Source organism: Sulfitobacter sp. CB2047 (genome assembly GCF_000735125.2).
GTDB classification, from domain to species: Bacteria; Pseudomonadota; Alphaproteobacteria; order Rhodobacterales; family Rhodobacteraceae; genus Sulfitobacter; species Sulfitobacter pontiacus.
Genome location: NZ_CP072613.1, coordinates 3,115,733 through 3,141,351, shown reverse-complemented (window position 1 = coordinate 3,141,351; position 25,619 = coordinate 3,115,733). Strand labels below are relative to the sequence as shown.

At 62.2% G+C, this 25,619-nt stretch carries 27 protein-coding genes; 15 read left to right on the top strand and 12 right to left on the bottom strand.

The features are described 5' to 3' along the window. Nucleotides 1-63: 63 nt before the first annotated feature. From IV89_RS15480 to pssA, 4 genes are all read left to right on the top strand, one after another. Nucleotides 64-1,272 (top strand): FAD-dependent oxidoreductase, encoded by a 1,209-nt coding sequence (locus IV89_RS15480; protein WP_037943027.1) that lies wholly within the window; start codon nucleotides 64-66, stop codon nucleotides 1,270-1,272. Continuing rightward, a complete protein-coding gene (gene rsmD, locus IV89_RS15475) occupies nucleotides 1,269-1,820 on the top strand; it encodes a 16S rRNA (guanine(966)-N(2))-methyltransferase RsmD (protein WP_037943028.1) in 552 nt (183 codons plus the stop codon). The genes IV89_RS15480 and rsmD overlap by 4 nt, the downstream gene beginning before the upstream one ends. A gap of 91 nt (nucleotides 1,821-1,911) precedes the next feature. Continuing rightward, the gene (locus IV89_RS15470; RefSeq protein WP_174226618.1) at nucleotides 1,912-2,571 is read left to right on the top strand and encodes a phosphatidylserine decarboxylase; all 660 of its coding nucleotides are present in this window, start codon (nucleotides 1,912-1,914) and stop codon (nucleotides 2,569-2,571) included. Nucleotide 2,572: 1 nt separating this feature from the next. Continuing rightward, nucleotides 2,573-3,334 (top strand): CDP-diacylglycerol--serine O-phosphatidyltransferase, encoded by a 762-nt coding sequence (pssA, locus tag IV89_RS15465; protein ID WP_037943030.1) that lies wholly within the window; start codon nucleotides 2,573-2,575, stop codon nucleotides 3,332-3,334. A gap of 3 nt (nucleotides 3,335-3,337) precedes the next feature. On the opposite strand, the gene map is transcribed toward pssA, so the two are convergent. Further along, entirely contained in the window at nucleotides 3,338-4,153 is an 816-nt protein-coding gene (map, locus tag IV89_RS15460; RefSeq protein ID WP_037944888.1) for a type I methionyl aminopeptidase, read from the bottom strand. A 34-nt stretch (nucleotides 4,154-4,187) separates the two neighbouring features. Then, complete coding sequence (gene sfsA / locus IV89_RS15455) at nucleotides 4,188-4,925, bottom strand: DNA/RNA nuclease SfsA (protein WP_037943032.1); 738 nt, start codon at nucleotides 4,923-4,925, stop codon at nucleotides 4,188-4,190. 46 nt (nucleotides 4,926-4,971) lie between these two features. Between sfsA and IV89_RS15450 the strand changes: the two genes are divergently transcribed. Genes IV89_RS15450 through IV89_RS15435 form a run of 4 tightly spaced genes read left to right on the top strand, consistent with a single transcriptional unit; the run spans nucleotide 4,972 to nucleotide 7,930 of the window. Next, nucleotides 4,972-5,691, top strand: coding sequence for a molybdopterin-binding protein (locus IV89_RS15450; RefSeq protein WP_037943033.1), 720 nt, complete (start codon nucleotides 4,972-4,974; stop codon nucleotides 5,689-5,691). After that, the gene (locus IV89_RS15445) at nucleotides 5,688-6,398 is read left to right on the top strand and encodes a GNAT family N-acetyltransferase (protein WP_037943034.1); all 711 of its coding nucleotides are present in this window, start codon (nucleotides 5,688-5,690) and stop codon (nucleotides 6,396-6,398) included. Before IV89_RS15450 ends, IV89_RS15445 begins: the two co-directional genes overlap by 4 nt. 12 nt (nucleotides 6,399-6,410) lie before the next feature. Further along, nucleotides 6,411-6,980, top strand: coding sequence for a peroxidase-related enzyme (locus tag IV89_RS15440; protein ID WP_037943036.1), 570 nt, complete (start codon nucleotides 6,411-6,413; stop codon nucleotides 6,978-6,980). Further along, complete coding sequence (locus IV89_RS15435; RefSeq protein ID WP_037943038.1) at nucleotides 6,977-7,930, top strand: OmpA family protein; 954 nt, start codon at nucleotides 6,977-6,979, stop codon at nucleotides 7,928-7,930. Before IV89_RS15440 ends, IV89_RS15435 begins: the two co-directional genes overlap by 4 nt. A gap of 91 nt (nucleotides 7,931-8,021) precedes the next feature. Here the strand turns inward: IV89_RS15435 and IV89_RS15430 are convergent, their stop codons facing one another. From IV89_RS15430 to IV89_RS15420, 3 genes are all read right to left on the bottom strand, one after another. After that, on the bottom strand, nucleotides 8,022-8,927 hold the full coding sequence (locus IV89_RS15430; protein ID WP_005851116.1) for a LysR family transcriptional regulator: 906 nt from the start codon (nucleotides 8,925-8,927) through the stop codon (nucleotides 8,022-8,024). A gap of 136 nt (nucleotides 8,928-9,063) precedes the next feature. Continuing rightward, nucleotides 9,064-10,023, bottom strand: a complete 960-nt coding sequence (locus IV89_RS15425) for a zinc transporter ZntB (protein ID WP_107277665.1) — start codon at nucleotides 10,021-10,023, stop codon at nucleotides 9,064-9,066. A gap of 116 nt (nucleotides 10,024-10,139) precedes the next feature. Beyond that, on the bottom strand, nucleotides 10,140-12,167 hold the full coding sequence (locus tag IV89_RS15420; protein ID WP_037943040.1) for an NADPH-dependent 2,4-dienoyl-CoA reductase: 2,028 nt from the start codon (nucleotides 12,165-12,167) through the stop codon (nucleotides 10,140-10,142). 167 nt (nucleotides 12,168-12,334) lie between these two features. Between IV89_RS15420 and IV89_RS15415 the strand changes: the two genes are divergently transcribed. After that, entirely contained in the window at nucleotides 12,335-12,826 is a 492-nt protein-coding gene (locus IV89_RS15415) for an RNA pyrophosphohydrolase (protein WP_005851121.1), read from the top strand. Nucleotides 12,827-13,037: 211 nt separating this feature from the next. Beyond that, nucleotides 13,038-13,922, top strand: coding sequence for a formyltetrahydrofolate deformylase (gene purU / locus IV89_RS15410; protein WP_005851123.1), 885 nt, complete (start codon nucleotides 13,038-13,040; stop codon nucleotides 13,920-13,922). A gap of 12 nt (nucleotides 13,923-13,934) precedes the next feature. Here purU and IV89_RS15405 read toward each other — a convergent pair whose 3' ends face one another. The 3 genes from IV89_RS15405 to nth are packed head-to-tail and all read right to left on the bottom strand — an operon-like array spanning nucleotide 13,935 to nucleotide 16,155. Continuing rightward, nucleotides 13,935-14,525: a GNAT family N-acetyltransferase gene (locus IV89_RS15405; protein ID WP_037943042.1), complete on the bottom strand. Its 591-nt coding sequence runs from the start codon at nucleotides 14,523-14,525 to the stop codon at nucleotides 13,935-13,937. Next, entirely contained in the window at nucleotides 14,525-15,514 is a 990-nt protein-coding gene (locus IV89_RS15400; RefSeq protein WP_037943043.1) for an adenosine kinase, read from the bottom strand. The genes IV89_RS15405 and IV89_RS15400 overlap by 1 nt, the downstream gene beginning before the upstream one ends. After that, the gene (nth, locus tag IV89_RS15395) at nucleotides 15,511-16,155 is read right to left on the bottom strand and encodes an endonuclease III (protein WP_037943046.1); all 645 of its coding nucleotides are present in this window, start codon (nucleotides 16,153-16,155) and stop codon (nucleotides 15,511-15,513) included. Before nth ends, IV89_RS15400 begins: the two co-directional genes overlap by 4 nt. Nucleotides 16,156-16,294: 139 nt before the next feature. Here nth and IV89_RS15390 point away from each other — a divergent pair, with 139 nt between their 5' ends. Together IV89_RS15390 and IV89_RS15385 are read left to right on the top strand one after the other, a co-directional pair. Then, nucleotides 16,295-17,188, top strand: coding sequence for a bifunctional helix-turn-helix domain-containing protein/methylated-DNA--[protein]-cysteine S-methyltransferase (locus IV89_RS15390; RefSeq protein WP_037943047.1), 894 nt, complete (start codon nucleotides 16,295-16,297; stop codon nucleotides 17,186-17,188). 126 nt (nucleotides 17,189-17,314) lie between these two features. Beyond that, complete coding sequence (locus IV89_RS15385; RefSeq protein WP_005851133.1) at nucleotides 17,315-17,983, top strand: OmpA family protein; 669 nt, start codon at nucleotides 17,315-17,317, stop codon at nucleotides 17,981-17,983. A 94-nt stretch (nucleotides 17,984-18,077) separates the two neighbouring features. Here the strand turns inward: IV89_RS15385 and IV89_RS15380 are convergent, their stop codons facing one another. After that, nucleotides 18,078-19,109, bottom strand: a complete 1,032-nt coding sequence (locus tag IV89_RS15380; protein ID WP_037943050.1) for an FAD-binding oxidoreductase — start codon at nucleotides 19,107-19,109, stop codon at nucleotides 18,078-18,080. A 59-nt stretch (nucleotides 19,110-19,168) separates the two neighbouring features. Between IV89_RS15380 and mnmD the strand changes: the two genes are divergently transcribed. Continuing rightward, nucleotides 19,169-19,840 carry a tRNA (5-methylaminomethyl-2-thiouridine)(34)-methyltransferase MnmD gene (gene mnmD / locus IV89_RS15375; protein ID WP_037943053.1) on the top strand — a complete coding sequence of 224 codons (672 nt, stop codon included), beginning with the start codon at nucleotides 19,169-19,171 and terminating at the stop codon, nucleotides 19,838-19,840. Further along, complete coding sequence (locus IV89_RS15370; protein ID WP_051577598.1) at nucleotides 19,837-20,745, top strand: DMT family transporter; 909 nt, start codon at nucleotides 19,837-19,839, stop codon at nucleotides 20,743-20,745. The genes mnmD and IV89_RS15370 overlap by 4 nt, the downstream gene beginning before the upstream one ends. Here the strand turns inward: IV89_RS15370 and IV89_RS15365 are convergent. Further along, entirely contained in the window at nucleotides 20,701-22,674 is a 1,974-nt protein-coding gene (locus tag IV89_RS15365; protein ID WP_081858765.1) for a transglycosylase SLT domain-containing protein, read from the bottom strand. The genes IV89_RS15370 and IV89_RS15365 overlap by 45 nt on opposite strands. Before the next feature lie 119 nt (nucleotides 22,675-22,793). Here IV89_RS15365 and dapA point away from each other — a divergent pair, with 119 nt between their 5' ends. Then, nucleotides 22,794-23,669 carry a 4-hydroxy-tetrahydrodipicolinate synthase gene (gene dapA, locus IV89_RS15360; protein ID WP_037943059.1) on the top strand — a complete coding sequence of 292 codons (876 nt, stop codon included), beginning with the start codon at nucleotides 22,794-22,796 and terminating at the stop codon, nucleotides 23,667-23,669. 146 nt (nucleotides 23,670-23,815) lie between these two features. On the opposite strand, the gene IV89_RS15355 is transcribed toward dapA, so the two are convergent. Next, nucleotides 23,816-24,073, bottom strand: coding sequence for a glycine zipper 2TM domain-containing protein (locus tag IV89_RS15355; RefSeq protein ID WP_037944890.1), 258 nt, complete (start codon nucleotides 24,071-24,073; stop codon nucleotides 23,816-23,818). 96 nt (nucleotides 24,074-24,169) lie between these two features. After that, a complete protein-coding gene (locus tag IV89_RS15350) occupies nucleotides 24,170-25,567 on the bottom strand; it encodes an aminotransferase class III-fold pyridoxal phosphate-dependent enzyme (protein WP_037943060.1) in 1,398 nt (465 codons plus the stop codon). Between the last annotated feature and the right edge of the window lie 52 nt (nucleotides 25,568-25,619).

Here is a 25,619-nt window from a genome sequence, read left to right as displayed (position 1 = left end):
TCTTCACGGAAGATATAGGCTTTGCACACAGGCAGGAACACGGTTTTTTCGAAAGGGGCAAGGATGGGTCATGTGGTGGTGATCGGGGCAGGGCAGGCGGGGTCATCCTGTGTGGCCAAGCTGCGCAACTCCGGCTTTGAGGGTAAGATCACGTTGATCGGGGCCGAAACCGTGCCCCCCTACCAGCGCCCGCCCTTGTCCAAGGCCTATCTGCTGGGCGACATGGCGCTTGAGCGGCTCTATCTGCGGCCCGAGAGTTTTTACGCCGACCACGGGATTGACCTGATGCTGGGCACCACGGTCGACAGCATCGATCCGGCGGCGCAGACCTTGCGGGTGAACGGCGGGGATATGGCCTATGACGATCTGGTGCTGACCACCGGATCGTTCCCGCGCCGTCTGCCCGCGCATATCGGTGGCGATCTGGCGGGCGTGCATGTGGTGCGCGACCTGATGGACGTCGATACGATGGGCCCACGCTTTACCAAAGGCGCGCGGGTGCTGATCGTCGGCGGTGGCTATATCGGGCTAGAGGCCGCCTCGGTCGCGGCCAAGCTGGGGTTGCAGGTGACACTGGTAGAGATGGGCGATCGCATCCTGAAACGGGTCGCGGCCCCGCAGACCTCTGACTTTTTCCGCGCGCTGCACGAGGCGCATGGCGTCACCATCCGCGAAGGCGTCGGGCTTGAGCGTTTGACAGGCGACACGCATGTCACCGGCGCTGAACTGTCGGACGGCACGACGCTGGACGTGGATTTCGTGATCGTCGGCGTTGGCATCGGGGCGGCGACGGCGCTGGCCGATGCGGCGGGGATCGTGAATGACAACGGCATTATGACCGACAGCCACGGGCGCACCTCTGCACCGCATGTTTGGGCTGCAGGCGATTGCGCGTCCTTCCCTTATCGCGGCGGGCGCATCCGGCTGGAATCTGTGCCAAACGCCATTGATCAGGCCGAGCTGGTCGCGGAAAACATCATGGGTGCGGATAAGGAATATGTCGCCAAGCCGTGGTTCTGGTCGGACCAGTATGACGTGAAACTGCAGATCGCGGGGCTGAACATGGGCTATGATCGCGTGATCACCCGACGCAGCGACGCCGATAGCGTGGCCTTCTGGTACTATCGCGGGGACGAACTGCTGGCGGTGGACGCGATGAACGATCCGCGCGGCTTTATGATCGGGCGCCGGTTGATCGAGGCGGGCAAATCCCCCGCGCCTGCGCTGATCGAAGACCCGAACACAGACCTGAAGGCGCTGCTGAAGTCATGAGGATCATCGCTGGCAAACACCGTGGCACCCAACTGGCCGACGTGGGCAAGGGCGATGCGGATGCGCATTTGCGCCCCACCTCTGACCGCGTGCGCGAGAGCCTGTTTTCGATGCTGACCCATCACAATGTGATCAACGGCGCGCGGGTGCTTGACCTGTTCGCGGGCACCGGTGCCCTTGGGCTAGAGGCGTTGTCGCGTGGTGCGCGCGAGGTGGTGTTCATCGAGAACGGGCGCGTCGGGCAAAAGCTGATCACCGAGAACATCAAGAAGCTGCGGGCCGAGGGCGCGGCCACGCTGATGCGCTCCGACGCGACGGCCCTTGGGGGTTGGATCGCGGCACCGTTCGATCTGGTCTTTCTCGATCCGCCTTATGGCAAGGGGATGGGCCAGACCGCCCTGGTCAAGGCGCGCGCGGGCGGCTGGCTGACACCCGATGCCATGATCGTCTGCGAGGAAAACGCCCCGCTTGATCCGCCCCAAGGGTTCACGCGCGAGGACAAGCGCAAGTATGGCGACACCTGGATCACCCTGCTGCGCCAAGACTAGCCCAGTGGCCATAAACAGTTGCCGCTTTGCATTCGCTGCGCTGCGGCCTATGTGCTAACAAAGACGTAAAGGAAAGTAGACCGCCATGAGCCTGAGCATGACCAGCACCTTCATCAAGCCGATGCACCCCGAGGGGCGCAAGTTCGTGGCGATCTTTGCCGCGATCACGCTGGTGCTTTTTATCATCGCTGAACCACTAGGGTGGCTCGGTGTCGGCGCAACCGTCTGGTGCTACTACTTTTTCCGTGACCCTGAGCGGGTGACACCCAAGGGCGATAACCTTGTCATCAGCCCTGCCGATGGCATCGTATCGCTGATCGAACCTGCCGTGCCCCCCGCAGAGTTGGGAATGCCCGACACGCCGCTGACACGGGTCAGCGTGTTCATGAACGTATTTAACTGCCACGTGAATCGCGCCCCCGTCGCGGGCGAGATCACCGAAATCGCTTACCGCCCCGGCAAGTTTTTCAACGCCTCGCTGGACAAGGCGAGCGAGGATAACGAACGCAACAGCCTGCGCATCAAGATGGCCGACGGTCGCGAGGTCGCCGCCGTCCAGATCGCCGGTCTGGTAGCGCGTCGTATCGTGTGTTTCACCAAGAAGGGCGCGCATACGCAGGCGGGTCAACGCTTTGGTCTGATCCGCTTTGGATCGCGCGTCGATGTCTACCTGCCCGAGGGAGTCACCCCGCGCGTCAGCATCGGCCAGACGATGGTCGCAGGCGAAACCGTGCTGGCAGAGCTTTCCTGAGATGACCGATCATCCCCCCGTCGCGCCGGATAAGACGAAAACCGAATTCTCGTTGCTACAGCTGTTGCCCAACATGCTGACGATTGCCGCGATCTGTGCCGGTATTTCCGCGATCCGTTTCGCCGCCGAGGGGAATATCGCGCTGGCTGTGGCGCTGATCACGCTGGCGAGTATCCTTGACGGGATGGACGGGCGCACCGCGCGCTATCTGGGTTTCAACAGCAAGATCGGGGCCGAGCTCGACAGTCTTGCGGATTTTGTGAACTTCGGCGTTGCCCCGCCTTTGGTGGTGTATTTCTGGGGGCTGCAGGATTCCTATCGCGCGGGCTGGCTGGCGGTTCTGGTCTTTGCGATCTGTTGCGTCATGCGGCTGGCGCGGTTCAACGTCGATTCCCGGACCAAAGACCCGCTGGACGATGGCGGCTATTTCACCGGTGTGCCGTCGCCTGCAGGTGCAATGCTGGTGATGCTGCCGATCTATCTGCCCTATGCCTTCGGCCCCGGTGCCGCGCTGCCCGACGTGGTATCCAGCCTTTATATCGTGCTGGTCGGCTGGGTCATGGTCAGCCGCATCCCCACGTGGTCGTTCAAATCGGTCAGCTTCTCGCGCGCCAACGTGACCTATTTCCTGATCTTCTTTACCGGCTTTATCGCCTGCCTGGTCAGCTTCCCCTGGGCCACATTGGTGATCTGCTGCTTTGCCTATGCAGGCAGCGTGCTGTGGGCCGTGATCGAGCTGAAGCTGGCCAAGCGCCGGGGCTGAGGATCAGCCCTGGCTATAGGTCGGGTGGAACATACCGGCGGGGGATTCGGTAAAGATCTCGTATCCGGTTTCGGTCACGCCGATAGAGTGTTCAAACTGCGCTGACAGGGATTTGTCGCGGGTGACCGCTGTCCAGTCATCGGCCAAGACCTTGGTCTCTGCGCGGCCCAGATTGACCATCGGTTCAATGGTAAAGAACATGCCGGGTTCCAGCACGGCACCGGTGCCGGGGCGGCCATAGTGCAGCACGTTTGGCGGTGCGTGGAACACGCGGCCCAACCCGTGACCGCAGAAATCTGTCACAACGCTCATCCGGTGGGATTCCGCGAAGGTCTGGATCGCGTGGCCGATGTCGCCAAAGGTATTGCCGGGCTTCACGACCTCGATCCCGCGCATCAGCGCGTCATGGGTCACGTTGATCAACCGCTCTGCCTTGCGCGACAGCTTGCCCGCGACATACATGCGCGAGTTATCTCCGTACCAGCCATCGACAATTACGGTGACGTCGATGTTCAGGATGTCGCCATCCTTCAGCTTTTTGTCACCGGGGATGCCGTGGCAGACGACATGGTTCAGCGAGATACAGCTGGCGTGTTGATAGCCCTTATACCCGATGGTGGCAGACTTCGCGCCGGCGTCTTCGATCATCTGCGTGATCACACCGTCAATGGCACCTGTGGTTTGTCCGACAAACACATGTTCGGCGATGTCATCAAGGATTTGCGCCGCCAGCTTGCCCGCCGCGTGCATCCCCGCGAAATCCGAGGGGTCGTAAATGCGAATGCCATCTTTGGTCTGGCGTCCTCGGTGTTCGTTCATCACCGCTGTCTCCGTCATATGAATTTGGTGTTGTCTAACCCGCTTGGCCCCCAAGAGCCAGTGCAGGCGGGTCGATTAGGGGGATTGCGCCCGCAACGCTGACCCCAAGGGGGCTGATATGGGTGCCGATGACATGGGTTTCCAGCCCCGCAGCACGGGCGTCGGCAAAAGCGGCGGCATAGGCAGGATCGATATCGGCCGCCACGCTAAAGGCGCTGCAATCGGTCCGCTGCACCAGATACAGCAGCACGGCGCGGTGCCCGTCCCGTGCCATCTGCGCCAGCTCACCCAGATGCTTTGCGCCGCGTTTGGTCACGCTGTCGGGGAATTCGACCAGCCCCTCGCGCCGCGACAGGGTGGCGGATTTCACCTCGACATAGGCGTCGGGCAGGCCGGGCTCGGCCAGCAGAAAGTCGATGCGCGAGTTTTCACCGTATTTCACCTCGGGTCGCACGGTCGTGTAGCCCGCGAGCGGGGCGATCTGCCGATCCATTAACGCGGCCTTGATCGCACGGTTCGGCAGCGCGGTATCGACGCCGGTGAAATGCCCGTTCTCGTGGTCAACCAGCCGCCAGCCGTAGTTCAGCTTGCGCTTGGGGTCATCATTGGGCTCAAGCCAGATTTTCATGCCCGCTGTGGCCAGTCCCATCATCGACCCGGGGTTGGCGCAATGAGCCGTCACCTCGGTGCCGTCCTCAAGCTGGCAATCGGCCAGAAACCGTTTGTAGCGGCGGATCAGGCGGGCGGGGACAAGTTCGGTTTGAAAGCGCATGGGGGGTGACCTATACCTCAATCAACGGCCCCTCAAGGAGACAGCCATGCCCAACCCCACTGCTGCGATGATCGTCATCGGCGATGAGATCCTGTCGGGGCGCACCCGCGATTCAAACATGCACCATCTGGCGGGGCAGTTGACCAGCGTCGGGATCGACCTGAAAGAAGTCCGTGTGGTGGGGGATGAAAACGGCACGATCATTGCCGCCGTGCAGGAACTGTCGCGCGTCTATGACAGCGTGTTCACCAGCGGCGGCATCGGGCCGACCCATGATGACATCACCGCCGATTGCATCGCCGCTGCGTTCAACAAGCATATCGACGTGCGCGAGGATGCCCGCAGCATTCTGGCCGACCACTACGCCAAAAGCGCGACAGAGCTGAACGCCGCCCGTCTGCGCATGGCGCGTATCCCCGATGATGCCACGCTGATCGACAATCCCGTGTCGGCGGCACCGGGGTTCAAGCTGGAAAACGTCTATGTCATGGCCGGCGTCCCCGCCGTGTTCGAGGCGATGGTCGCCAGCGTTCTGCCAACCCTGACCGGTGGGGCTCCCCTGATCAGCGCCACCCATCGCATCGAACGGGGAGAGGGCGACATCGCCGGACCGTTGGGAGAGTTGGCGCATAGCTATCCCAACCTCTCTATCGGGTCCTACCCCTTCCAGAAAGATGGCAAATACGGCGCGCATATCGTGATCCGTGGCAATGATCAGGCCGAGGTCGACGCGGCGATGGCAAAGCTCGCGCAGGTGTTCCCGTGACCGATCTGGCGCAGCTATATCAGGTCATCGACCACACATGGCCCGCCGCGAAAATCTGGACCGAAACCGGCTGGACCCTGCGGGACGGGCAGGGCGGGGGCAAACGCGTCTCTGCCGCGACGATGGCCGAACCCAATGCGGATATCGGTCAGGCCGAGGCCGCGATGCACGCCATGGACCAGCGCCCGATCTTCATGATCCGCGACGGCGACGACACGCTGGATACAGAACTGGCCGCGCGCGGGTATGACATCGTCGATCCGGTGAATGTCTATATCGCGCCGGTCGGCAAGCTGACCGATGTGCCGATGCCGCGGGTGACCGCTTTCCAGATATGGGAGCCGCTGGCCATCATGACAGAGATTTGGGCCAAGGGCGGCGTGGGCCCTGAACGGATCAACGTGATGCACCGCGCCGCGACCAAAACCGCGATCCTGACCCGCTGGAACGAGATGCCCGGTGGCGTCGCCTTTGCCGCGCTGCATGAGGGCGTGTGCATGGTCCATGCGGTCGAGGTGCTGGAACACCAGCGCGGGCAGGGTGTGGCCAAATGGCTGATGCGCAGCGCCGGTTTCTGGGCGCAGGCGCAGGGGGCGACGCAGGTGGCGGTTCTTTGCACAAAGGCGAACGCGGCCGCGAACCGCCTGTATCAAGGACTGGGCTTTGATCTGGTAGGGCACTATCATTACCGTCAATCCCCTGACTGAAGGAGCCGCCCCATGGCGCATGATGCCCCCACTGCCCTGAACCTGCCGATGGTCGATCCGCTGCCCGAGGACACGCAGAAATACTTTGATGTCTGTCAGGAAAAGCTGGGGATGGTGCCGAATGTGCTGCAAGCCTATGCCTTTGACATCGACAAGCTGAATGCCTTTACCGCGATGTACAACGACCTGATGCTGGGCGCGTCGAACCTTTCAAAGCTGGAACGCGAAATGATTGCGGTCGTCGTGTCGTCCGTGAACAAATGCTACTATTGTCTGACGGCCCATGGCGCGGCGGTGCGGCAACTGTCGGGCAATCCGATCCTTGGGGAACAGATGGTGATGAATTGGCGCGTGGCTGATCTGGATGCACGCCAAACCGGGATGCTGGCTTTTGCCGAACACCTGACCGTCGCAAGCGCTAAAACCACCGAGGCGGACCGTCAGGCGCTGCGCGATGTGGGCTTTTCCGACCGCGACATCTTTGACATCGCGTCGGTCACGGGGTTCTTCAATATGACCAACCGCGTCGCCAGCGCGACCGAAATGAAACCGAACGACGCTTACCACGCGCAATTCAGATGATCCTCTGGCGTGCCGGGCTGATCTGGCTTTTACTGGCGGGCACGGCCCATGCGCTGGACCTGTCGCTGCCCGCTGCGGCGCGGCAGACCGTGACCCGCGATACCGACCCTGACAGCTATCTTGCCCCGACCTCTGCCTTTGAGAACGGCGGCTTTGCCAGCGTCAAGGTCGAGGGCGCAGTTGCGCGCTCTGCCTGGCGGTTAGAGGCTCCGGGCCTCACGCCCCTACAGATTATGCGGCCCCTGCGCACCCAGCTAGAGGACGCAGGCTACAGGATCGTTCTGGATTGCAGCGCCGAGGTCTGCGGCGGTTTCGATTTCCGCTTTGCGATCGAAACACTGCCCGCGCCGAACATGTATGTCGATCTGCGCCAGTACCAGTTTGTCACCGCCGTCAAAGGGTCGCTGCAATCACCTGACGCCGTTGCGACCCTTCTGGTCAGCACAACCGATACCTCTGCCTATCTGCAGATCGTTGAGGCGGATGCGCAAGGCCAGGCGTCCAGCCCGTCGGTGCCAGAGGTGGCGGAAGACACCCAGACCTTGGCCCCCGATACCCCCGCGCAAAGCCAATCAGAGATGGCTGCGGCGTTGCAGAATACCGGCCATGTGGTGCTGGCGGCGCTTGATTTCGGCACCGGCACCGCGGCCTTGGGGCAGGGGGAGTTTGATGCGCTGGCCAATCTGGCGGCGGTGCTGAAAGACCAGCCCGATCTGCGGATTGTTCTGGTGGGCCACACCGATAGCGTCGGCGGGCTGCAAAATAATATTGCCCTGTCGCGAAGCCGCGCGGCGGCGGTGCGGCGACGGCTGATCACGGCGCATGGCATCTCGGGCGACAGGATCGAGGCGCAGGGCATGGGCTATCTGTCGCCAATCGCGTCCAACCAGACCAAAGCGGGGCGCGACGCCAATCGACGGGTCGAGGCCGTGCTTTTACCCGCGCCCTGACCCCGAACAGAAAAATCCCCGCATCCCTGAAAAGGGAGCGGGGGCAGCCACATGTGGGCTCAGTTCACCGAGGGCAGTTGGTGATCTCGTGTTACCAGTCCGTTGGACCTTTTTCGGCAAAGGTATGGGCTAGAAAATCAATGAAGGCGCGCACCTTGGGCTGGGTGAACCGGCCCGGAGGATAGACGGCGTAGATGCCTTGGGTCTCAAGCGGGAGATCAGGGATCGCGTCTTCGACCAGCCCTTTTTCCATCGCGTCGGCATAAAGAAAGCTCGGCAGGTAGGCGATGCCAAGGCCAGAGATGGCGGCGTTCAGCAGCGATTGCCCATCGTTCACCGACAGCCAGCCAGCGGTGCGCACCTGACGCTTTTCGCCCGACGGCGAGGTCAGCTTCCACATATTGCCGCTGGACTGGTTGGAATAATGCAACAGCTTGTGATCGTTCAGATCGTCGATCTTTTCGGGGCGGCCGTATTTCTCGAAATAGGCGGGGGAGGCGATCATGCGTTTGGTCGTCTCGGTCAGCTTGCGGGCCCGCAGGGTGCTGTCTTCCAGCTCACCGATACGGACGGCCATGTCGAAACCTTCGCTGATCAGTTCGACGTAGCGGTTGTTCAGCACCATGTTGACGGTGATATCGGGGAAATCGGCCAGAAACTCGGACAGGGCGGGTGACAGATGGTTCACGCCAAAGTCCGTTGCGACCGAGATCCGCAAAAGGCCCGAGGGCGCGGATTGCATAGAGGTCACAAGCGCATCGGCTTCGCCCGCGTCATTCAGCACGCGGCGGGCGCGGTCGTAATAGGCAAGCCCGATTTCGGTCGGGCTGACACGGCGGGTCGTGCGGTTCAGCAACCGCGCCCCAAGCCGCGCTTCAAGCGAGGATACGTGTTTGGATACGGCGGATTTGGAGATACCCATCTTCTTGGCCGCATCGGTAAAGCCACCCTGGTCCACGACCGTGGCGAATGCTTCCATCTCTGTCAGGCGGTCCATACCCGTCCCCTTTCATCATCTGCGTCTGGAAAGGGTATGGCGGCCAAATCAGGCAGGATCACGGCAGCGGTGAGACAGTGGAGAGGTATTTATAGGGATCGTTCGCGGCGGGGAAACAGGGCGCGCCGTGCAGTGGCTAAATCCAGCGGACCAGTTTCAGGACCAGAAACATAAGCAGCGCCAGCCCCGCCATGCCGAGACAGAGGATGGTAAACGCCCAAGGATGGTCCACCCCCGGCATCCCGGCGACGTTGACGCCGAACAGACCGGTCAGAAACCCCAGCGGCAGAAAGATCGCCGCGGCGACCGACAGCACATAGCCGTGGCGCGCTTGGCGCTGCGCGATATTGGCGTCGTGCTCTTCCTGAACCGACACCAGCCGGTCGCGCAGCTCGTCCAGCTCTTCTACCGCGATCAGCGCGCTGTTGGCCTGCTCGCGCAGCTCAAGCTGGCTTTCGTCGGGGATCAGCGGGATGTCAAAGGCGGCCAGCTTGGCCAGCGCCTCGCGTTGGGGGTCAAGATAGCGGCGCAGCCGGATCACGCTGCGCCGGATTTCGGGCAGCTCATGGGGCATCGGGGTGTTCTTGTCCTCCAGGTCATCCTCGAAGAACTCCGCCTGTTCATCCAGTGTTGCAACGTGTTCCTGCACCCGCAGGGTCAGGCGACCCACGAGCGCTTCGAGGAACTCGGCAGGGCTGGGAGGGGCCTTTTGCGCTTCGGCCTCGCGGCGGATGGCGTCTATGGCAAAGACCTTCTTGCGGCGCACGGTGATCAGCAGGTCGGAATCCACATACATCCGCACCGATACCATTTCATCGGCATCCTGCCCTTCGTTCATATTGATGCCGCGCAGGTTCAGGATCAGCCCGCCTTCAAAGCGGTCACAGCGCGGGCGGGTCTGTTTCTGGATCAGCGATCCGGCGGGGATTTCGTGCAAGTGTTCGCGGACCCAGGGTTCAAGCATCGGGTCGGCCAGATCAAAGTGCCACCAGCGGTAGATGCCCGGCCCCGTAAGATGCGTGTCGGTGGGCACTTGGGTCGTGCCATCGGCAAAGATATCGAAAACGCAAATCGGCATGGCCACACCCTGAAACATCTATTGATCCGGGCATTTTGACAGACCGGCGCGGAGGCGCAAGATGTGCTGCCCTTGTGGCGCGGGCGAAAGACGGGGCAGGCCACGACAGCCTGCCCCATTCTGGTCGACATACCTTACAGCGCAGCGGCCAGACGGGTGCCTTGGTCAATCGCGCGTTTCGCATCCAGTTCAGCCGCGACATCCGCGCCGCCGATAACATGGCACGGGATGCCCTTGACCTCTAGCGCGTCGGCTAGCGACCGGTCCGACAGTTGACCGGCACAAAGCACGATCGTATCCGCCGCGATCACCTGCGGCTTTTCACGCGCTTCGCCAAAGCTGATGTGCAGGCCCTCTGCGTCGATCTTCTCGTAGTTGACGCCCGCGATCATCTGCACGTTCTTCATGGTCAGGGACGCGCGGTGGATCCAGCCGGTCGTCTTGCCCAAGCCCTTGCCGACCTTGGTGGTCTTGCGCTGCAGCATGGTCACTTCGCGCGCGGGGGCGTGCGGCTGCGGACCTTCGGGCGCGAGGCCAGAGCGGTGATCGGCGGGGTCGGTGACGCCCCATTCCTTCATCCATTCGGGCAGGTTGGTGGTGGTGCTGTCCCCGTCATGCACCAGATGTTCAGACACATCGAAACCGATGCCGCCCGCGCCGATGACGGCGACACGCTGACCAGCGGTGACGGTGCCGTTCAGGATGTCGATATAGCTGACCACATTGCCCGCATCCTGACCGGGGATTTGCGGGTCGCGGGGAATAACGCCGGTGGCGATAATCACCTCGTCATAATCGCCCAGATCATTGGCCGAGACTTCGGTATTCAGCTTGACGGTGACGTCGTATTTCTTGACCATCTCCCGATACCAGTCGACGAGGCCCCAGAACTCCTCTTTGCCGGCGACCTGCTTGGCAAGGTTCAACTGGCCGCCGATCTCGGCTGCGCGGTCAAAGACGGTGACCTTATGGCCGCGCTCTGCCGCGGTGATGGCGGCAGAGAGCCCCGCAGGGCCCGCGCCCACCACGGCGATTGTCTTGGCCGCGTCAACAGGATCGACGCGCAGTTCAGTCTCGTAGCAGGCGCGCGGGTTGACCAGACAGCTCGAGATTTTGCCGCCAAAAGTATGGTCCAGACAGGCTTGGTTGCAGGCGATACAGGGCGCGATCTCGGCCGATTTTCCGGCGGCGGCCTTGGCGACGAAATCGGCATCGGCCAGCATGGGCCGCGCCATCGACACCATGTCGGCGCAGCCGTCCACCAGCACCTCTTCGGCGACCTCGGGCGTGTTGATCCGGTTGGAGGTGATCAGCGGGATGTTCACCTGACCCATCAGCTTTTTCGTGACCCATGCAAAGGCCGCGCGCGGGACCGAGGTCTGGATCGTCGGGATGCGCGCCTCGTGCCAGCCGATGCCGGTGTTGATGATCGTGGCCCCTGCCGCCTCTACCGCCTTGGCAAGCTGCACGACCTCTTCAAAGGTAGAGCCGTTGGGGATCAGGTCGATCATCGACAAACGGTAGATGAGGATGAAATCGGGGCCCACGGCCTCGCGCACGCGGCGCACGACCTCGACTGGCAGCCTCATGCGGTTCTCGTACGACCCGCCCCATTCGTCGGTCCGTTTGTTGGTGTGGGTGACGAGGAACTGGTTCAGGAAATACCCTTCGGAGCCCATCACCTCTACCCCGTCATAGCCTGCCTGTTTGGCACGCAGGGCGCAGGCGGCGATATCGCTGATCTGCTTTTCGATGCCTTCCGCATCCAGTTCTTTCGGGGCGAACATCGAAATGGGGGATTTGATCGCCGAGGGGGCCACGCAGTCGGGGCTAAAGGCATAACGACCCGCGTGCAGGATTTGCATCGCGATCTTGCCGCCTGCTTCATGCACGCGGTCGGTGACGATGCTGTGTTTGTCCACGTCCTTTTGCGACAGCATCATCGCGGCACCATGCGCGACCGACCCTTCGGGGTTCGGCCCGATGCCACCTGTCACCATCAGCCCCACATCGCCACGCGCGCGGGTAGCGTAGAATTCGGCCACGCGGTTCCAGTCCTGTGTTTCTTCAAGCCCGGTGTGCATAGACCCCATCAACACGCGGTTCTTCAACGTCGTGAACCCCAGATCAAGCGGGGCAAGCAGGTGCGGATAGTCGGACATTTGGCAAACCTTTCGAGGGCTGAATGTAGGGTACTGGACCGTTCTGTGCGGCAGTTCACCCCAAGCCTGCGGTTCTGTCACGCACAACGCTGCGTAAGCCAATATACATGGGCGCGGGATTCGTGCTAACGCCGGTATGACTTCTCTTGCCGCGAAAGGCCCCCGATATGACGCCAGAAGAAATCGCCCGACTGCCCTATCGCCCCTGTGTCGGGGTCATGCTGGTCAACGCCGACGGGCATGTGTTTGTCGGGCAACGTCGGGACCGGGATCAGGACGCATGGCAGATGCCGCAAGGTGGCGTCGAAAAGGGCGAACACGCCGAAGTCGCCGCCCTGCGCGAACTGGAGGAAGAGACAGGCATCCCGCCAAGTTCTGTCACGGTGGTGGCACAGACCGAGGGCTGGTTGCCCTATGACCTGCCGATCGAACTGGTGCCCAACATCTGGAAAGGCCGGTTCCGCGGGCAAGAGCAGAAATGGTTCCTGCTGCGCTTTCACGGGTCGGATGACGAGATCAACCTGGACACCGAACACCCCGAATTCTCGGACTGGCGCTGGTTGCCGGTGCGCGAACTGGTCGACAACATCGTCCCGTTCAAGCGTGAGGTCTATACCGCTGTGGTCAACGCCTTTGTCGAGCATTTCGCCGACGCCTGACAAAGGGGCGGGCCGCGTTCACCGTCTGCCCGATTGCGTAGCGGATATGGGCCAATGTGCATGATCGGAAACCGATTGTGCTGATTTGACCGACCGCGCGGGCGTCGCGTGTCTTTTTCGGCTGTCGCGAACTTGACGGGGCGGGGGCGGATAGGAAACAGGTGGCTATCGGCGCGCGACGTCGGACCGCTTTGCCACAGGAAAAATCCCGATGAAGACATATGCCCTGACCGTGACCTGCCCCTCTGCGCGCGGGGTTGTTGCGGCGATTGCGAATTATCTGGCCGATCAAGGCTGCAACATCTCGGACAGTGCGCAGTTCGACGATAAGGAAACCGGCGGTTTCTTCATGCGCGTCAGCTTTGAAAGCGAAGCCGAAGTTGATCTGGCGACCCTGTCAGACGGCTTTGCCGATGCGGCGCGGCCCTTTGACATGGCCTATGAGTTCCACGACGAGGCGGTGAAGATGAAGGTCGTCATCATGGTCTCGCGCTTCGGGCATTGTCTGAACGATTTGCTGTACCGCTGGCGTATCGGCGCGTTGCCGATCGATATTGTCGCGGTGGTGTCCAACCATATGGACTATCAAAAGGTCGTCGTGAACAACGACATTCCGTTCCACTGCATCAAGGTCACGCCGGAAAACAAAGCCGACGCCGAGGCGCGGATCATGGCTGTGGTCGAAGACGCGGGGGCCGAGCTGATCGTGCTGGCGCGCTACATGCAGATCCTGTCGGACGAGATGTGCCAGAAGATGTCGGGACGGATCATCAATATCCACCATTCTTTCCTGCCCAGCTTCAAGGGGGCGAACCCGTATAAGCAAGCGTTCCAGCGCGGGGTCAAGCTGATCGGGGCAACATCGCATTACGTGACCGCCGATCTGGATGAAGGGCCGATCATCGAACAGGACATCGTGCGCGTCACCCATGCGCAATCCGCCGAAGACTATGTCTCGCTCGGGCGGGATGTCGAAAGTCAGGTATTGGCGCGGGCCATTCACGCGCATATCCACCGGCGCGTGTTTGTGAATGGCAACAAGACGGTGGTCTTCCCTGCCTCGCCGGGGTCTTACGCCTCTGAACGGATGGGGTGAGCCACGGGGGCGCTAGCCGATGGTCGGCACATGCGCCCCTGCGTCCTTGTCCAGCAGATCGATCAGCCGCGGATCATCCGCGACCTCGACCTGCCGCTTGAACGGGGTAAACCCGCTGCGGATGTAAAAGGACAGCGCCTGCGGACTGTCGAGCGTGCAGGTATGTAGATGAAACCGCGAGATCGGCCGCGCCCAAGCCGCGCGGATCGCGTGGTTCATCAGGTAGCGCCCGGCACCCGACCCGATCAGCGCGGGGGTCAGTCCGAAATAGGCCAGCTCGCACGTGCCATCAGCCGTGAACTTAAGCTCGAGCAGCGCCTCGTCGCTACCGTCCTTGGTCAGCGTGAAAAACTGCGTGTCCGCATTCGACAACAGCGCCTGCAATTCGGCGTCGGTTTTTGTGAGCCGCCCGAACCACAGCCAATCCTGTCCGACCCGCCGAAAGATATCACGGTACCAGTCCAGTGTCGGGGTCAATGCGCGCAGGGTCACGCCCTCGGGGGCGGGGACATCCCGCAGGGGGGCGGCCTCGCGCATCTCAAGATGTGTGACAACCATCGCCAGTTTGCCAAGCGGTACGTCGTGATATCCGTCGGTCAGCATCAGACCAGCCCTTTTTCCTTGAACAGCTCCATCATCGAGGTCTGCGGGCGCGGGCCGATGTGGCTGATAACCTCGGCTGCACAGATGTTGCCCATCTTGCCGCATGTCTCGAGGTCGCGGCCCGTGGCCATGCCATAGAGGAACCCCGCCGCGAATTGATCGCCGGCACCTGTGGCATCCACGGGGGTCACCTTGGTCACCGGTACGTCGACACGTTCGCCCTTGCGGATCAGCGTCACGCCGTCGCCGGACCGGGTGCAGACGACCGTGTCACAGATCGCCGCCGTGCGGGTCAGCGCGTCTTCCAGATCGTCGGTTTCCCACAGGGCGCGGATCTCGGCCTCGTTGCCGATGACGTAACCCAGATCGTTTTCGATCAGCGCGAGGAAGTCATCCCGATGGCGTTCCACGCAGAAGGGGTCGGAAATCGCGATCCCCGCCATGCCGCCGCCCGCCGTCGCCGCGCGCGCCGCTTCGCGGAAGGCGGTTTTGCCGGCGTCGTGGTCAAAAAGGTAGCCTTCGAGGAACATCAGCTTGGCGCTGGAGGCCACCGCCTGCGGAACGTCGTCCGAGGTAAGCCCCGTGGAGATCCCAAGATAGGTGTTCAAAGAGCGTTCCCCGTCCGGGGTCACAAAGATCATGCAGCGCGAGGTCGGGTTCTCGCCCCCGGTCACAGGCGCGTTGACAAAATCAATGCCGATGTCTGTCATCGCCTTGGCATAGAATTGCCCCAGATCATCGTCATTCACCCGCCCGATAAAGGCCGTGGGCAAGCCAAGCGCGCCGATGCCCGCAATGGTATTGGCGACCGACCCGCCGGGGGTCTGCAGACGGTCTTGCATTGTCGCATACAGGTTTTCGGCGCGGTCACGCTCGATCAGCTGCATAATGCCTTTTTCGATGCCGTTATCTTGCAGAAACGCGTCATCCGCATGCGAGATCACATCGACAACAGCGTTGCCGATGCCAACCACTTCGTATTGGGTCATTCGGTTTTTTCCTCATAGGGGCAAAGGTCACGGATGATGCAGGTTCTGCATAGGGGTTTGCGTGCTTTGCAATGGTATCGCCCGTGCAGGATCATCCAGTGGTGGGCATGGTGTTGGAAATCGACAGGGATATTATCCTCGATCGCGCGTTCTACGGTATCGACGGTTTTGCCGGGGGCGATGCGTGTGCGATTGCCGACGCGAAAGATATGCGTGTCCACCGCCTGCGCCGGATAGTGCCACCACATGTTCAGCACAACATTCGCCGTCTTGCGGCCCACGCCGGGCAATGATTGCAGCGCCGCGCGGCTGTTGGGTACGACCCCGTCATAGTCATCCACCAGAATCTGGCTCAGCTTCATCACGTTCTTGGCCTTCTGGCGGAACAGGCCGATCGTCTTGATATGTTCGGTCAGCCCTTCCAGCCCGAGGTCCAGCATCTGCTGCGGGTGCTCGACGATCTCGAACAGGGATTTGGTAGCCTTGTTTACCCCCGCATCCGTGGCCTGCGCGCTCAGCGCGACAGCGACCAGCAACGTATAGACGTTGGTGTGATCCAGCTCGCCTTTCGGTTCCGCCTCGGCGTCCTGAAAGCGGGTGAAAATCTCGCGGATCGTGTGATAATCAAGGGTTTTGGCCATGCGCCAAGGGTATGCGTGGTTTCGCCTCTCAGGGCAAGCCGCGCGCGGCGGATTTTACGGGCGTCGCTGCGGCAGGGGCTGCGTCATTTGGCGCATGTTTCGGGTCGCGCGGGGGCGGGGCCTGCCGTAGTCTGCCCCTATGACACATGCACAGCACACGCCCGAAACCACCGCCCCCGAAGATGCCGCCACCGCAGAGGGCAGCGCCTATCACTACGGTGTGATGCGGCGGGCGATTGATCTGATTGATGCCGCCGCCGACCCGCTGGCGCTGGATCAGATCGCGGGCGAAATGGGGATGAGCCCGGCGCATTTCCAGCGGCTCTTCTCGCAGTGGGTGGGGGTGTCGCCGAAACGCTATCAGCAATATCTGATGCTGGATCACGCCAAATCGCTGCTGCGCGACCGCTTTACCACGCTCGACACGGCGCACGAGCTGGGGTTGTCCGGCTCTGGCCGGCTGCACGACATGTTCCTGCGGTGGGAGGCCATGAGCCCCGGTGATTTCGCCCGCAAGGGGGACGGGCTTGTGATCTCGTGGGGGTGGTTCGACAGCCCTTTTGGCCCGGCACTGGTTATGGGCACGCCACGGGGGATCTGCGGGCTGGCTTTCTCGGCCGAGATGGGCACCGACGCCGCGATGGAGGATTTGTGCCGTCGCTGGCCGGGGGCGACATTCCGCGAGGATCCGGCGGTGCTGCGCGACTGGGTGCAGATTGCCTTTGGCCTACAGGGAGACGGGACCGACAAGGCCCCGATGTATCTGATCGGCGCGCCCTTCCAGATCAAAGTATGGGAGGCTTTGCTGGCGATCCCGTCGGGACATGTGACCACCTATTCCGAAATCGCCCAGACCATCGGCACGCCTAAAGCGGTCCGCGCTGTGGGCACGGCGGTGGGGCGTAACCCGATCAGCTGGTTGATCCCCTGCCATCGCGCCTTGCGCAAATCCGGTGGGCTAGGGGGCTATCACTGGGGGCTGCCGGTCAAACGCGCCATGCTGGCCTTTGAATCCGCCCGCGTCGACGCGTGAGGGTATCGGCGGGTTGCTGCCTATGGGTTTGAAGCTGCCGGTTCAACGGGAACAAAGGCTGGTGTAAAGCGTTATGTGACGATTGCCTCGCCCGAACGGGGCCACAACTTAAAGGCAGAATAAGATATGACACTTTCGAAAACCTCCATTGCTGTAGCTCTGACAAGCGTTCTGGCGCTGGCTGCTTGTGAACCCGGTCCGATTGGCGGCAACCCCAACGACCCGAACGCCAACACTCGTAACGGTGCGCTGATCGGTGCAGGTACCGGTGCTGTGATCGGTGCGCTGTCCAAAGGCGACGGCAACCGTGCGCAAGGTGCCTTGGCCGGTGCGGTCGCTGGCGGTGCATTGGGTGCTGGCTATGGCTATTCGCTGGACAAGCAAGAGGCCGACCTGCGCCGTCAGCTGGATTCCGACGTGATCATCACCAACACAGGTGACCGTCTGATCGTGACCCTGCCGCAGGACATCCTGTTCGCGACAGACAGCACGCAGGTTCAGGCCGGTATGCAAAACGATCTGGCCGCACTGGCGCGGAACGTGAACGTCTACAGCAACTCCACGCTGCAAATCGTCGGTCACACCGATAGCGATGGCGAAGCGTCTTATAACCAGCAGCTGTCCGAAGGCCGTGCGCGCGCCGTTGCGAACGTACTGGTGTCGAACGGCGTTCCCGGCAGCCGCATCCAATCCGTGGGCCGTGGCGAAAGCCAGCCGGTGGCAAGCAACCTGAACGCAGCGGGCAAAGCGCAAAACCGCCGCGTTGAAATCGTGATCCTGCCAAACGCTGCCTAAGCCTTGGCGACATGAACGTGAAAGGGCCTCGGCATCTGCCGGGGCCCTTTTACGTTTAAGAGGTGCCTTAGGGGGCTGACGGGCCGCCGCGGCGCTAGAGGTTGTCTTCGACGCGGAACCCATCAGGGATGGTATCGCGCCCGTCCAGCATCAGCTCGGCCATGACCTCGGCCACTTTGGGGGCCATGCCGAACCCGATCTTGAACCCGCCATTGGCCACGAACTGCCCCGGAGCGTCGGGCAAGGGCCCCAGCATCGGGGCACGGCTGCGGCTGCGCGGGCGCACCCCGGCCCAGCGGGTGATCACCGGCGCATCTTGCAACACGGGCACCGCGGCACGTGCGGCGGCGATCACGTCATCAAGCTGCGCGTCCGTCTCGGTGGGCGAGGTATACGCGCGCTCTGTCGTTGATCCGATGGCGGTGGTGCCGTCGCTATGCGGGATGATATGCACACCGCCCGCAAAAAGCTGTGGCAAGCCGCGCGCGTCATAGTCCAGCAGCGCGGCCTGACCCTTGACGCCTGCGCCGACCAGACGGCTGTGATTGGCGGTCATATGCGTCAGCCCCGCGACGCCCGTCGCCCACAGCACCTGTCCGCGATCTTCGCCTTCCGCCTGCACCGTCACGCCTTTGGCCGCCAGTGCCCGCACCAGCGCGTCGCAGGCGTGGCGGGGGTGGATCAGACCGCTTAGCGTGTCGTGGATCAGCCAGCCGGTGGGGCTGTCGGGCTGCCACGGGGTGTCACTCGCGCGGATCACGGACCATGTGGCCTGACCCTGCCACAGCGCCTTGGCGGTTTCGGCCCGCTGCTGTGCCAGTGCCAATGCCGCATCATCGGCCACGGGTTGCAGGCGCCCCTTGCGGGCATAGCCCGCGTTCCCCCCACCCGCTTGTTCAACCGCTTGCCAGAACCCTTCGGCCATAAGCAGGCTGTCGCGTTGAAAGGCTTTCTTGGCGTTCCAGTTTTCAGGCACATGCGGGGCCAGCGCGCCGACGATGCCGCCGCTGCTGCCTGCGGCGGGCCCATTCGGATCGATCACCTGCACAACCGCGCCGCGTTGCACGCAGGCCCATGCCACGGATAGCCCGAATATCCCCGCGCCGCGTATCGTGATTTCGGCCATTGCCAATCCTTGCCCTTTTTGCGCAGTGTTCGGCATCGCCCATAGCACAAGGCCATCCCATGGAGAACCAGACAGCTGATATCGAATGGAAAGACAGCGGTGTGCCCGTGTCCTCCAAGTTCGACGACCCGTACTTCAGTCTCGACAACGGGGTAGAGGAAACGCAGCATGTCTTTATCGACGGGAATGACCTGACCAACCGCTTCCGCGACGGGTTCCGCATCGGAGAGTTGGGTTTCGGCACGGGGCTGAACTTTCTCGTGGCTTGGGACGCGTGGGCGCGGCACGGCGCGAAGGGCACGCTGCATTTCACCTCCTTCGAAGCCTTCCCGATGTCCTCCGAGGATATGGCCCAAGCGCATCGTTCCTTTCCTGACTTCGATGGCAAGCGCGACGCGCTACTGGACGCTTGGTCGCCCGAGGGTGGAGAGATGCGCTTTGGCGATGTGGTGCTGACCGTGGTGATTGGCGATGCGCGACGTGCGGTGCCCGCGTGGGACGGGCTGGCGGATGCGTGGTTTCTTGACGGGTTTTCCCCCGCCAAAAACCCCGAGCTGTGGGAGCCGGAGCTGCTGCACGATGTAGCACGGCACACGGCACCGTTTGGCACGGCCGCGACCTATACCGCCGCTGGCGCGGTCCGTCGCGCGCTGGAAAGCGCGGGCTTCGCGGTCGAGCGCACGACCGGCTATGGACGCAAGCGACACATGACGCGGGCTGTGCGCGTATGAGCATGGCCACCAACCGCGCGGCGGCTGCGGCGCAGTCGAACAATATCCCGCTTGGCATCACCTTAATGGTGATCACGACCTTTGTGTTTGCGGTGCAGGACGGGCTGTCGCGGCATCTGGCGTCTGAATACAACGTGATGATGGTGGTGATGATCCGCTACTGGTTTTTCGCGGCCTTTGTGATCGCGCTGGCCAAACGCCATGCGGGCGGGTTGCGGGCGGCGGCGCGGACGAGCCAGCCGGTGCTCCAGATATTCCGCGGGCTACTGCTGGCGGCCGAGATCTGCGTGATGATCGTCGCCTTCACGATCCTTGGCCTTGTGGAAAGCCACGCGGTCTTTACCTGTTATCCGCTGCTGGTTGCCGCCCTGTCCGGCCCCGTTCTGGGGGAGAGTGTCGGCTGGCGCAGATGGGCGGCGATCGGGGTCGGTTTTATCGGGGTGTTGATCATTCTGCAGCCGGGGATGAGCGTCTTTGACCCCGCCGCCGTGATCCCGCTGGTGGCGGCCGCGATGTTCGCGGTCTACGGGTTGCTGACCCGCTATGTCGGGCGCAAGGACAAGACCGCCACCAGCTTTTTCTGGACCGGCGTCACGGGGTCAGTGGCGATGACAGCCACGGGGCTGTGGTATTGGGAGCCGATGATCGCCAGTGACTGGCTGATCATGGGGTGCCTGTGCATCACCGGTGTCACGGGTCACTGGCTGTTGATCCGCTGCTACGAAGTGGCCGAGGCGAGCGCGGTGCAGCCCTTTGCCTATTTGCAACTGGTCTTTGCCGCGATCATCGGCATCAGCGCCTTTGGCGAAACCGTGCGCCCCAATGTCGCCATCGGGGCGGCGCTGATCGTCGCGGCGGGGCTATTCACCTTTTGGCGCGAACGGCAAAAGGGTCGTGCCCGTTAGTTCCTCGGTAAAGGGTTGGGGCAGGGGGTTTTTGCCCATGCGCGCGCGGTAAACGGGCAGGCTTTCGGTCACCCGCATCACATAGTTCTGCGTCTCGCGAAAAGGGATCATCTCTATCCAGTCGACGATATCGATGTCGCCCTCGCGCGGATCGCCATAGGTGTCCATCCAGCGCGTCGGACGCGAGGGGCCCGCGTTATACGCGGCCGAGACCATGACCACATTCCCGTTAAACCGGCCCGCCATCTGCGACAGGTATTCGGACCCCAGCAAAGCATTGTATTCCGGGTCGGCGGTCAGCCGGTCGGTGGTGTGCAGCGCGCTGATCTCCAGATCGCGCGCGACATCCTTGGCCGTGGCGGGCATCAGCTGCATCAGACCGCGTGCGCCCACATGGCTTTGGACCACGGGATCGAATTCGCTTTCGCGGCGGGCGATGGCCAACACCATCTCGGGGGCCATGTTCAGGTCCAGCTTGATCGCATCATGCAGCGCGTAATAGGGGCCGGCGATGGTGATGCCCCGTTGCGCCACACGTTTGCCGATCATCACGGCCAGATGCGGCTGGCCCACGTCAATCGCGGCCTGTCCCAGAAGGGCAGCGTCTTCGGTGATCAGCTGCTCTGCCAGATGGGTCCAGAACCGTTCGGCGGTCGACAGCTCGCCCGAGGCTTGCAGCAACAGCCCCGCCTGAAACAGCGGTGCCTGTGCCAGCGCCGATGTGCGCCAGTCCTGTTCAGGGGGCGCGCCTGCAAGGCTTGTGTCGAAGGGCAGATTGCCCCGCTCTGCCGCAAGCAGACCGTAGAAAGAGGATTGGAACTTCGCGCCTTGGGCATAGGCTTTGGCCGCGCCCTCGGCATCGCCCATGGCCTGATACGCGCGGCCCTGCCAATAGCCCGCACGCCCTTGACTGATGGGGGATTCGACCGCGCCGTCATGGGCCTGAAAGTGACCAAGCGCCAGCTTGGGGTCTTTGAGGAACCGCAGGGCGATATAGCCCGACAGCCATTCAAGGTCCGCGAAATGTGACCCTTCGGACAGGAAGTGTTTCGACGCCATCTGATAGGCCCGCGCCGGATCGCCATTGCGCATTTCATCCCGCGCCAGCGCGCGGCGGCGGTTGGCCCATGCGGCGGGCTGACCAAGGGCCGCAGCGCTGACCGATTGCGACAGCATCAGATCCTTGGCGCTGTCGCCGTAGCCTTTGCGGATACGCCATTCGAAGCGGTCGGCCTGTAGCCCCGGATCACCGGCCTTGCTGGCGGGCAGCGCGTCGATCAGGGCGTTTACGTCGCCGTCCAGATTTTGCAAGGCGATGCGGGTTTCGGCCAGCGCCTTGTCGGCATCACTGACCAGATCGAACATCTGGCGGGCTTCGGCGTGTTCCCGTTGCCATAGCATCTCGTCCAGACGGGCGGCGTGGTGCGGTTTCAGCAAAGGCCCATGGGCGTCAATGAACTTTGCCTGATCATTCCCGCTCATGGGCAGGGTACGCCACGCCAGCACCAGCCGCGCCTGCGCCTCGCCCAGACGATCCGCACGCAGCAGCGCTGCGGCATGGGCCAGCACACCCTCGGGCGTCTGCGGGCCCTGACCGGTAAAGAACTCCAGTATCGCCTTGTCACCCTCGCGGATCACGGCCTCTTCGGACTGTCTGCGCAGATAGGCCTCGCCCGGCCAATCAGGGCGGCGGCGAAGGAAATCTGTCACCTCGTCATAGGTGCCCCGTCCGGCGCGCAGACGGTGCCATTCGATCACATCTACCGCAACGGCCCCGTCACGGCGCGCGATCAGGGCGGCATTCTCCCAGCTGCCCGCGCGCATGGCGTCCATCGCCCATCCCAGCGGACGCGGCCTTTCGGCATGGGCCGGAAGGGCGAGGGCAAAAACCATCGTCAGCGTCGCCAAGGCGCGTCTCATCACTTGCATTTCCTACTGGTCAAAGGCTACAGCCTTGCAACATACGGCGCGGCGCGGGGGTTTCAACTCAACTTGCCGCTATCAGCAATTGGGCGCTTGCCCAGCAACGCAAGAATAGGAGCGTGCATATGCTACAAGGTTCACTACCTGCACTCGTCACGCCGTTCACGGACGGCGCGCTGGATTTGGCCACGCTCAAGAAGCTGGTGGAATGGCACATCGCGGAAGGATCGAACGGGCTGGTGCCTGTCGGAACCACCGGTGAATCGCCCACCCTGACCCATGCCGAGCATGAAACCGTTGTCGCAGAAGTCGTCAAAGCCGCCGCGGGTCGTATCCCCGTCGTTGCAGGTGCCGGTTCGAACAACACGACTGAAAGCATCCGTCTGGCCAAACACGCCGAAAGCGTCGGTGCCGATGCGGTTCTGGTGGTCACGCCCTATTACAACAAGCCGACCCAAGCCGGTCTGATCGCGCATTTCACCGCGATCCACGAGGCCTGCGGTCTGCCGATCATCATCTACAATATCCCCGGCCGTTCGGTCGTTGATATGCTGCCCGAAACCATGGCGGAGCTGGCCAAGCTGCCGCGCATCATCGGTGTCAAGGATGCCACCGGCGATCTGGCGCGGGTCTGTGACCAGCGGATGCTGTGCGGGCCGGATTTTGTCCAGCTCTCGGGCGAGGACGCCACAGCGCACGGGTTCAACGCCCAAGGCGGCGTTGGCTGTATCTCTGTCACCGCGAATGTCGCGCCCAAGCTGCTAAGCCAGATGCAGGCGTTCTGCCTTGCAGGGGACTATGCCGCGGCGCTGAAAATCCAGGACAAGCTGATGCCGCTGCACAACGCGATCTTCACCGAGCCGGGCCTGGTGGGTGTGAAATACGCGATGGCGCGTCTGGGGTTGTGCTCGGACGAGGTGCGCCTGCCGCTGGTGCCGCTGACCGATGCCACCAAAGCGCTCGTGGATCACGGGTTGAAGCACGCGGGTCTGCTTGACTGATCGCGCGGTAAAATCACGGTTAAGACGGGGCGGCATCTAGCCGCCCTTTTTTTTCAAAGACCCAGCCAATCGGTCAGCGCATAAAAAAGGCCCCGGCGAAACGCCGAGGCCTAATGTGAATATCTGCCTTCGGGAGCAGAAAACGCTTATGGGCAAGCAGCCGTGTAACGCTGACCTGCGGAGTTCTGGTAGACACACTGGCCGTTTTTGCCGCGGCCCAGGTATGCACCTGCAGCAGCGCCAGCCAAGCCACCCAGAACGGCGCCTTTGGTTTTGTCATCGTCGCCCGACACGACAGCACCCAGAGCCGCACCAGCAGCAGCGCCGGTTACAGAAGATTGAGTCTGCGTTTCGCAAGCGGCGAGTGCGCCAACCATAGGCAGGACCAAAAGTAGCTTTTTCATGATATACTCCATACTAGCTTCAGTACTTAACGCTATGTGACGGGTTTGGTTCCAGTAAGATTATTTTGATCGGCAACAAAGTGCCGGAGCGGCAGCCTATTTGCTGCCGAACACCCGACCCATTGCCCCATCCACAGCCGCGATGATCTGATCAATATCGTCCTTCTTCGCGATCAATGCAGGGCTGAAGCAGAGCGTGTTGTTCTTGCCCGGCACCGACCGGTTGGTCGCCCCGATGATCACGCCCTGCGCCATACAGTCTGCGACGACCGCCTGAATCTGCGCTTCGACAACGGGAACGCGGGTGCTGCGGTCTTGGACCAGCTCTGCGCCAAGGAACAGACCCTTGCCGCGCACCTGACCGATCACGTCATATTTGTCCGACAGCTCTTCAAGCTCTTCGAGCATGTATTGCCCCATGTCGCGGGTGTTTTGCAGCAGGTTTTCGCGCTCGATAATCGCCATGTTTTCAATCGCGGCGGTGGGGCCCGCGGTGCAGCCCCCGAAGGTAGAGATATCGCGGAAGTAGTTCAGCGGGTCGCTAGCGTCGTCCTTGAACAGGTTAAAGACCTCTTCTGTCGTCACAAGACAGGCAATCGCCGCATAGCCAGAGGCCACACCCTTGGCCATCGTAACCATATCGGGCTGGATGCCGAAATGCTGGTAGCCGAACCATTCGCCGGTACGCCCGATGCCGCAGACGACTTCGTCGATGTGCAGCAGCACGTCATACTTGCGACAAATCTCTTGCACCCGTTCCCAGTAGCCGTCCGGAGGCGTGATAACACCACCGCCCGCCGTGACGGGTTCAAGACACAGCCCGCCCACGGTGTCGGGCCCTTCGGCGAGGATGATCTTCTCGATCTGATCCGCGGCCCAAACGCCGTAGTTATCCTCTGGCGCGCCGTCTTGCTCGAACTTGCGATACTCCAGACAGTGGGGCACGCGGACGAACCCGTCGGTGAAGGGGCCGTATTGCGCATTGCGTTCTTCCTGACCGCCCGCAGACAGACAAGCGATGGTCGTGCCGTGGTAGTCGCGGTCGCGATACAGGATTTTGTGCTTCTTGCCGCCATAGCGTTTGTGGGCGATCTGGCGGATCATCTTGAAGGCTTTCTCGTTCGCCTCGGAGCCGGAGTTGCAATAGTATAGGCGGCTCATGCCCGGCATCTTGTCGATCAGCTTTTCCGCAAAATGCGACCCCGGAATAGACCCGGCAGACCCCGCAAAATAATTCAGCTTGATCAGCTGGTCGCGCACGGCGTTGGCAATGCTTTCACGGCCATAGCCGACGTTGACGGTCCAGACACCACCGGACACCGCGTCCAGATGCTCTTTGCCCTTTTGGTCCCAGACACGCATGCCTTTGCCTTCGACAATGATCCGTGGGTCCGTGGTTTCATAGGCTTTGTGCTGGCTGAGGTGGTGCCAGATGTGCGCGCGATCTGCCTCGACCACACGGGAGATATCGTTTTCGCTAAATGTACCATCCATGTGCGTGACCTTTCCGAGGTTGGGATTGGGGGCGGGTGGCAAAGCACCCTGT